Here is an 8,678-nt window from a genome sequence, read left to right as displayed (position 1 = left end):
CGTCTTTAGGCGCAGTTTGGCAACAAGGGGTTATACCCCAAGAGCAAACCACCCGTTTGACGGGTGGTTCTGATTTTGCTTTTTTGGGTAAATTCGATTACGATACTAGTTGAAGTGTTTATAAGGATCCTTGCCTTGCCAATAGGATAGAGTCACATGATGAAGTCCATTCTTGTCATCCTGGGAATGGAGCGGGTCGGGCAAAGATGCTGTTATGCAATTAAGCTGCGTTCATATTGAGGCGCCGCTTGCTGGGGGAATGGCAGTGAATTATGTGGAAACGCGACTAGCTGAGCTGTCCCGCAATGGAGACCGCAAAGCATTCGCGGAGTTAGTGTACCTATATAAAGATAGAATTTATCATCTGGCCTATCGCATGCTTAGCCAAGCCCATGCCGCTGAGGATATTGTTCAGGAGACTTTTCTGCGCGTATATAAAAATTTGCACCGGTATGATGAAAAACAGAAGTTTTCCACCTGGATTTACCGGATTGCCACCAACTTATGTATTGACCAACTGCGCAAGCGCAAAGCAAATTACTCTTTAGATGCGGAAATGCCGGACGGGGAAGGCGCTGATTGGTATTCAATGCTGCCTAGTGATGATGTTTCACCGGAAGGGCAGATTCTTCTGTCCGAAACTCAGCAGCAAATTCGTTCAGCCATCGACATGCTGCCAGAAAAATATAAATCGGTTGTAATCCTCCGTTATTTGCACGATCTGTCGCTGCAGGAAATCGGGGAAGTGTTGGATATGCCTGTAACGACCGTAAAGACAAGGGTACATCGGGGACGTGAATATTTACGTAAAAGATTGTCACCGGAATTTGGCGATTAATAAATGAAACATTCTGTAGTTTGTTTCGTATGGTAATAAACAATGGAGGAAAGGGGCAGTTCAATATGGATTGCAAGGGAGCCCTCCGATGGATTCACGACTATTTGGATGGGAATCTAGACAGGGCTGAGTCGCTTGAGTTGAAAGAGCATCTTATAGCATGCCCTGACTGCAAGCAAAGGTTTAAGCAGATGGAGCGCACCGAAGCGATGATCCGGTCGATGCCTCGCATCTCTGCACCTGACGGCTTGACCAGCCGAATTATGGCCAGCCTCCCGGAATCAAGAAAGACAAATCGTTGGATCGAATGGATTAAACGCCATCCAGCCATATCTGTAGCTTCCGTTTTTTTGCTCGTTATGCTGAGCAGCTTTCTAACCCTTTGGAACCAGGATACGGATTTCGTCGTCAAGGGAAAGAACCTCGACCAAGTGGTGATTAAAGGAAACACCGTGTATGTGCCGGCCGGACATACCATAGTGGGCGACTTAATGGTGAAGAACGGCAATATCCAGATTGAAGGGGATGTTGAGGGAAGCGTAGTGGTCGTTGACGGAAGCTATCAGTTGGCTTCAACGGCTACCATATCCGGCCAAATCAAAGAAATTGACCAAGCGCTTGGCTGGCTGTGGTTTAAATTGAATGAAGCGTTCTCCTTGTTTTCCAAGTGATTGCCGGTGTGGCTTTCCAACCTCCCACTTATTTTCATAAAGGGGAGGTTTTTTGTTGAAAATATGATATGATTTAATATAAAGAGACAAAGGAATCCGCTGATTTTACTCGGTTCCAATGGGGGAACGCTAATGGATTACTTTACCGACCTAACGCTCAAAGATTCCATTAAAGATATAGTCGATATAACGATTGTAAGCTACGTAATTTATAAATTAATTCTCCTTCTTCGGGGCACGCGTGCGATTCAACTGTTGAAAGGGATTATCGTGGTGTTCATTGCCTGGGGCATTAGTCTCTGGTTTCAGTTGAACACTCTGCAGTGGATGATGAATCAGATGTTTACGTTCGGGGTGATGGGCGTTCTGATCATTTTCCAGCCTGAGCTTCGACGCGCCTTGGAGCAGTTGGGCCGCGGGAAGCTGTTCAGCCGTTCATCGAACGAGGAGAATCAGGAGATTAACCGAATCATCAGCGAGATCATGAAGACCATCATGAATTTATCCCGCAGGCGGATCGGCGCTTTAATCGTGTTCGAAAGACAGACGGGATTGAACGAATATATCGAGTCCGGGACACGGGTCGAATCGGAAATCAGTGCCGAGCTGCTGATTAACATTTTCATTCCGAATACCCCCCTGCATGATGGCGCAGTAATTATTCGCGGAAGCCGGCTTATGGCGGCGGGATGCTATCTGCCGCTTTCTGAAAATCCGTTTATAAGCAAGGAATTGGGTACCCGGCACCGGGCGGCGATAGGAATGAGTGAAGTCTCGGATGCGATCAGTGTTGTCGTGTCGGAGGAGACGGGCCAGATCTCGCTTGCCCTTAACGGTCTGGTCGTGAGAGATATCAAGGAGGAGTCGCTGATCTCCAAACTGTACGAGGAGTTAAAGACACCGGCTAAAGCCAAGAGGGGCTCCTTCTGGAAATGGGGGCGGAAGCAGAATGGATAAATGGCTGAGAAATAATACCGTCGTTAAAATCATCGCCCTTCTGCTCGGAGTACTGTTATGGGCTGTTGTACGCAGCATCGATGTGCAGAGCCCCGGTGGATCGGTAAGCAATCTGACCGGTGATTTAAGATACAACAATGTGAAAATTGAAGCGGAATATGATGAAAGCCAATATAAGGTTTCCTTGATAGATCCTTCGGAAGTCGCCGTTATCCTCAGAGGGAAGCCCTCGGATTTGAAGAAGGCCTCTATCAAATCCTTTAAGGTCAAGGCGGATTTGACCAAATATTCGTCCGGAACGTACACCGTCTTCCTTCATTCTTCGGGCCTGCCGGATAACGTAACCGCGGAGATTATTCCCCAAGCGGTCAGAGTGGTCATCGAAGAGAAGCAAATGAAAGAAGTGGATGTTATAATAACTCCTGTAGGGATACCTGCAGAAGGGTTTAAAGTGGGGAATCCCATTGTCTCCCCGAGCCGTGTATATGTAACCGTGCCTGAAAGTCGTCTGGACGATGTCGATTCGGCGCGGGCCGAAGTCAACGTGGACGGAGCCAACTCATCAGTGAGCAAGCAGGTTACATTAACGGTATACGACAAGGACGGGAATCCGATGGACGATCTCGAGGTAAGCCCGAGAGTAGTGGATGTGGAGGTTCCGGTGACCAGTCCGTTCAAGCTGATGCCTCTGCAGATCAAGCTTGTCGGCCAGCCGGATCCGGGATATAGCGTGTTGTCGGTGAAGCAGAGCGTAGAGCAGGTCACGGTATTCGCTCCTCAAGAGGTCCTGGACCAGATGGAATTTTACGAAGGACCGCAGATCGATTTGACGGGCATGCACGAGTCCAAAACGATAACGCTCGATCTTGTTCCGAAAGCCCAGATCATTAATCTCAATCCGACGAAAGTGGAGGTTGCGGTGGAAATCGCCCCTTCGGCGACACGGACCTTTACCAATCACAAGATAGAGATAGTTGGAGTCGGGGACAACCTGGTCGCTAATCTGGTGACTCCGGAAACCGGAAAGCTGGATGTCACGCTGGAAGGAGCGCCCGAGCTGCTCAATCAGATGAAAGCAGCGGACCTGCAAGCTGTTGTCGATGTCAGCAATCTTCCGCCGGGTCAATACGAATTGCCGATTAACTTGAATTTGCCGCCTTTCATTAAGAAAGCTGCAGAACAGCAGGAAATCAAGGCAACGGTTGAAGTTAAAGAAAAGTAGCAAGTGAAGGAAGAAACATTAATTAAGCTAATAAGAGGAGAAATTATATATGGGGAAATATTTTGGCACGGACGGAGTCCGGGGGATTGCGAATGAAGAGCTTACCCCGGAGCTAGCCTACAAGATTGGCCGCTGCGGAGGTTTCGTACTCGCGGGGCAGGTGAACCGTCCTAAAGTACTGATCGGCCGGGATACACGCATTTCCGGCCCTATGCTGGAGGCTGCATTGGTTGCCGGTTTGCTCTCTATCGGAGCGGATGTAATTAGGCTTGGTGTGATTACAACACCGGGGGTCGCGTATTTGACCCGCAAGCTTAAGGCGGACGCCGGGGTCATGATCTCGGCATCTCATAATCCGGTTGAGGACAACGGGATTAAGTTCTTCGGCGGGGATGGCTTCAAGCTGTCCGATGAGACGGAGCTCGAAATTGAGAAGCTGCTGGAAGCCGGGGAAGACCAGCTCCCCCGGCCGACGGGGGCGAATGTGGGCACCGTTACGGATGATGAGGAAGCTAAATATGAGTATTCCAACTATATTAAGACAACTGTCAAATCGTCCTTCTCCAGTTTGAAGATCGTATTGGATTGCGCCCATGGCGCAGCCTATGAGCTGGCGCCCAAGATTTTCCGGGAGCTGGGGGCAGAGGTAATTAGCATCGGAGATGCACCTAACGGAGTGAATATCAACGACCGGTGCGGCTCCACCCACCCTGAAGCGCTGGCTGCGGAAGTTCTGCGTCACGGTGCCGATCTAGGCTTGTCCTTCGACGGGGACGCCGATCGCCTTATTGCCATTGACGATAAGGGCGAAGAGGTGGATGGAGATTATATACTGACGATAATCGGCGAAGCGATGAAGCTGGATGGCCGATTGAAGCAAAATACGGTGGTAACTACCGTGATGAGCAATCTGGGCTTCTTCAAAGCGGCCAGAGAGCTTGGATTCAATACAGCACAGACGGCTGTCGGGGACCGCTATGTGATGGAGGAAATGCGCAAGGGCGGTTACAACATCGGCGGCGAGCAGTCCGGCCATATCATTCTGTTGGACTACAATACGACCGGAGATGGAATGCTGTCCGCTCTGCAGCTTGTAGATACCGTTATTCAATCAGGCAAAAAATTAAGCGAGTTAAAGCTTAAGATGCAGAAATTTCCTCAGGTGCTGATCAATGTGAAGGTAACGGACAAGAGCAAGCTGGCTGGGAATGAGTCTATTGCACAAGCCATTCAAGAGGTGGAGGCGAAGCTCGGAGAAGACGGCCGGGTTCTGGTTCGTCCCTCCGGTACCGAGGCGCTGGTGCGGGTCATGGTAGAAGGTCCGGATAAAGCTCTGATTGAGGACTACGGCAACCAAATTGCGGAGGTCATCCGTAAGGAGTTATGTTAGTTTTAATTGATTTTATTAAGATCCAGGTCTAATCCAATATACTTATAAAGACAAGATCAGCCTTGCTGCGAGTCTAAGGGACCTATTCCCGGGCCGCGCAGGGCTTTTTTTGATCACATAGGATTAATAGGTGAAGAACAAGGATTCCTATTGGCATAAAAAGCTACCTCTAATACCGGTACGGTTTGGTTTATATGCCTTCAACCGTTCTCCAAGGTTAGCGGCCTTCGTCTTTTTCGCACTGGGTCTTACGGGCCCTCTAGAAGAATTTCATCGTAACGTTACAAAACCACAAAAGATGCAAAAGTGGATCTTTTTTCACGGAAAACGCCTGTTGTAAGGGAAAAGACTGCAAAAATACACGAATTTCAGGTGATAAGAGGCATTTCTTCAATTTGAGGCTCAAAAGCATGTATTTTTGCAGCAATTTTTCCCAACGAAACCATAACCCGTTCAAAAGATGTAAAATTGCAGGCTTTTCTGTCAAAGCCGCAGGAAGCCTCACATTTATCCCGATGTTTGTAATGTATTATCGGGTTAAGACCCCCACCTCTATAGGTGGGCTCTAAATCAGGTGGAGTAGAGTCTCCATCTGATTACTCGATGTTCAGCTAAGCTGAACGAGTTCACTCATTGTATTCCAAAAGGCCTAAACGAGCTGAGATATGATTAAAACCATTTTTTGTAAAAAATAACCTATAGGACAATGGAAGTAAAGAGCGGAATTCAGGTTTGGGTTAATGGCGGTAAATTAAGGTGCTGTGGGAGATGCTAAAAGGTTCTATAAAGTGAGAACAGATGATTAAATGTTGTAAGATGTTTGATGGGAAAGCAGGTGTTTAGCTTGCGACTAATCTACCGTTTTTCAATAATTTGGTTAAGAGAGTTGCGTTGGGACACAAAAATCAATATTATGTATATTAGATTTTTTACTCATATGTAGAAAGGTGGGGAGAAGCAGCAATTACAATAGCGCCAGAACTTGTGCAGGCTGCGGAGATTCCCGGGATCATCCTTATGATTCAGGGGATAAAGCCGGCAAGTTGACGAGGTGAAGGTGTTCGAAGTTTTCGGCGGGGACCTTCCGGCAGCCATCAACTGCCGTAAGTTGGACGGCAAACCATCCGGGTGACCGGGTGAACAAGAGTCCATCTTGATTCCATAGTGAAGGCAAGGCGAGGATGCGAGAATCGCACCCTCTAGCTTAAGCTATGCATTCTTTGACAATCGTCAGAAGACGAACATATCGAGAGGGGATCTTATTTATGTGCGGAATTGTAGGATACATTGGAGATCGGAATTCGCAAACCATTTTGCTGGACGGCCTTAAGAAGCTGGAGTACCGGGGGTACGATTCTGCAGGCGTAGCTGTCTTTACCTCGAACGGACTGGAGGTGAAGAAGGCGAAGGGGCGTCTGGCCGTATTGGAATCCCGGCTGCAGGAAGATCCTCTGAACGGGAGCGTGGGAATCGGACACACCCGATGGGCCACTCATGGGAAGCCCTCAGATGTTAATTCTCACCCCCATACCGACAATGCGATGAAATTTTCCGTCGTTCATAACGGTATTATTGAAAATTATCTCTCTTTGAAAGAAGAGCTGATCGGTAAAGGACATCGTTTTGTCTCCGAGACGGATACGGAAGTCATTTCCCATCTGATTGCTGAGTTATATGATGGCGATATTGTCCGGACGGTGCAGAAGGCGGTCCAACGTCTTCGCGGAGCGTATGCTCTTGGGGTAATTACGGAATACGAACCGGATAAGCTGGTGGCAGTTCGGCAAGCCAGCCCATTGATTATTGGTGTTGGCCAAGGAGAAAATTTTATTGGCTCGGATATCCCTGCTGTCTTGGCATACACTCGGGATATTTACATTTTGAACGATGGGGAAATGGCCGTTTTGACGAGAGATGATGTCGAATTAATGACTTTAGAGGGAGATATTATTTCCCGGGAATTATTTTATGTCGATTGGGACATCGCCACTGCAGAAAAAGGCGGATACGATCACTTCATGCTGAAGGAAATCCACGAGCAGCCCAAAGCTTATCGGGATACGATGGGAAGCAGGATTAATGCTGATGGAAGTAAGATTTTGCTTGATGAAATCCGGATGACTGAGGATCAAATCCGAAGCATTCGTAATATTCATGTAGTTGCATGTGGAACGGCCTATCATGCCGGTTTGGTTGGAAAATCTGTGATTGAACGGCTGGCTCGAGTTGCGGTAGAGGCTGATGTAGCATCGGAATATCGTTATCGCTCTCCCATTATTACGAAGGATACGCTGGTTGTAGTGGTGAGCCAATCGGGGGAAACGGCCGATACGCTGGCCGCCCTACGGGAGGCCAAAAGACAAGGAGCCCGGGTACTGGCCATTACCAATGTGGTCGGCAGCTCCGTTGCCAGAGAAGCAGATGACGTGATCATCACATGGGCGGGACCGGAAATCGCCGTTGCTTCAACGAAAGCTTATACTTCCCAATTAATTGCTTTCTATCTGTTCGGATTATACTTAGCCGAGGTGTTGGGTACAATTGAGGCGGAAGATCTTCGCAAGACGATAGCGGCATTACAAGAGCTGCCGGAGCAGGTTGAGAATATTCTTCAACAATCCGCTAAGATGGAGTCATTTGCGAAGCAAATTGCGGCTCATAATAGCTTGTTCTTCATTGGCCGAGGTCTCGATTTTGCTATTGCCCAGGAAGGATCCTTGAAATTAAAGGAAATTTCTTACATTCATTCAGAAGCCTACGCTGCCGGCGAGCTTAAGCATGGAACGCTGGCCTTGATCGAGGAAGGAGTCCCGGTAATCGCTCTGGCTACGCAGGAGGAACTGCTGGAGAAGACATTAAGCAATATCAAGGAAGTTAAAGCCAGAGGGGCTTATGTCATCGGAGTTGGGCTGGAGGGAAATGAGGAGCTGTCTGAATTCGTGGATGCCGCCATCTACCTGCCAAGAACCCTATCCCTGTTGACGCCTGCTCTCTCGGTTATTCCGCTTCAACTGCTGGCCTACTACACATCTTTGGCTAGAGGAAACGATGTAGATAAGCCCCGCAATCTCGCCAAGAGCGTGACAGTGGAGTGAGATAGAGTTGAGTGAAGGAAAATTTGTTCAGAGAAAATAAAGAATTAGACTGAAAAATAAAGTGTTAGACTGTGAAAATGAAGTTGTAGACTGAGTAAATAAAGTATTAGACTGCTGGGTGTTTCAGCATTTACTCCGATAAAACAGACATCATGAGCATGAACCCCGTAAATGGAATATTTGCGGGGTTATTTTCTTTTTTTGGAGTTGATCCGGTTTGAATCTGGGCGAGAAAGTTAGAACTATCCGAAAATCGCATGAGTTGAATCAGAAAGAATTTGCACTGAAAATCGGCGTTTCGCAAGGAACGCTTAGTGATATTGAACGTGGGGTTTGTTTATAAATGGCATTAAAGGATTTTGGAAACAAATGTCTAATACCTACAGGTAAAACCTTGTTACCCGTGGGAGGCGATCCGAGTGAAAAATCCCCTTCATGCTGATAACCAGAATCCAGAAATTCAAGCGGTAAAAGCGGCTATCAGGTCGACGAAAGACAAACGTAT

General features: G+C 47.8%; 7 protein-coding genes. All 7 read left to right on the top strand.

The features are described from left to right. Positions 1-265: 265 nt before the first annotated feature. The 7 genes from sigW (at position 266) to FS806_RS24500 (ending at position 8,516) form a co-directional block, all read left to right on the top strand. On the top strand, positions 266-838 hold the full coding sequence (gene sigW / locus FS806_RS24530) for an RNA polymerase sigma factor SigW (RefSeq protein ID WP_144941917.1): 573 nt from the start codon (positions 266-268) through the stop codon (positions 836-838). Between the two features lie 65 nt (positions 839-903). Continuing rightward, on the top strand, positions 904-1,509 hold the full coding sequence (locus FS806_RS24525; RefSeq protein ID WP_144941916.1) for a zf-HC2 domain-containing protein: 606 nt from the start codon (positions 904-906) through the stop codon (positions 1,507-1,509). 132 nt (positions 1,510-1,641) lie between these two features. Continuing rightward, complete coding sequence (cdaA, locus tag FS806_RS24520; RefSeq protein WP_144941914.1) at positions 1,642-2,466, top strand: diadenylate cyclase CdaA; 825 nt, start codon at positions 1,642-1,644, stop codon at positions 2,464-2,466. Then, positions 2,459-3,688: a CdaR family protein gene (locus FS806_RS24515; protein WP_144941911.1), complete on the top strand. Its 1,230-nt coding sequence runs from the start codon at positions 2,459-2,461 to the stop codon at positions 3,686-3,688. Before cdaA ends, FS806_RS24515 begins: the two co-directional genes overlap by 8 nt. Before the next feature lie 49 nt (positions 3,689-3,737). After that, positions 3,738-5,078, top strand: coding sequence for a phosphoglucosamine mutase (glmM, locus tag FS806_RS24510; RefSeq protein WP_144941909.1), 1,341 nt, complete (start codon positions 3,738-3,740; stop codon positions 5,076-5,078). Between the two features lie 1,265 nt (positions 5,079-6,343). Continuing rightward, complete coding sequence (glmS, locus tag FS806_RS24505) at positions 6,344-8,173, top strand: glutamine--fructose-6-phosphate transaminase (isomerizing) (RefSeq protein ID WP_144941907.1); 1,830 nt, start codon at positions 6,344-6,346, stop codon at positions 8,171-8,173. Between the two features lie 217 nt (positions 8,174-8,390). Further along, on the top strand, positions 8,391-8,516 hold the full coding sequence (locus tag FS806_RS24500; protein WP_144941905.1) for a helix-turn-helix domain-containing protein: 126 nt from the start codon (positions 8,391-8,393) through the stop codon (positions 8,514-8,516). Positions 8,517-8,678: the final 162 nt, after the last annotated feature.

The organism is Paenibacillus sp. 32O-W, assembly GCF_007679495.1.
Taxonomy (GTDB): Bacteria; Bacillota; Bacilli; order Paenibacillales; family NBRC-103111; genus Paenibacillus_L; species Paenibacillus_L residui.
The sequence above is the reverse complement of the archived record's forward strand: the minus strand, read 5'-3'. Positions and strand labels throughout refer to the sequence as shown.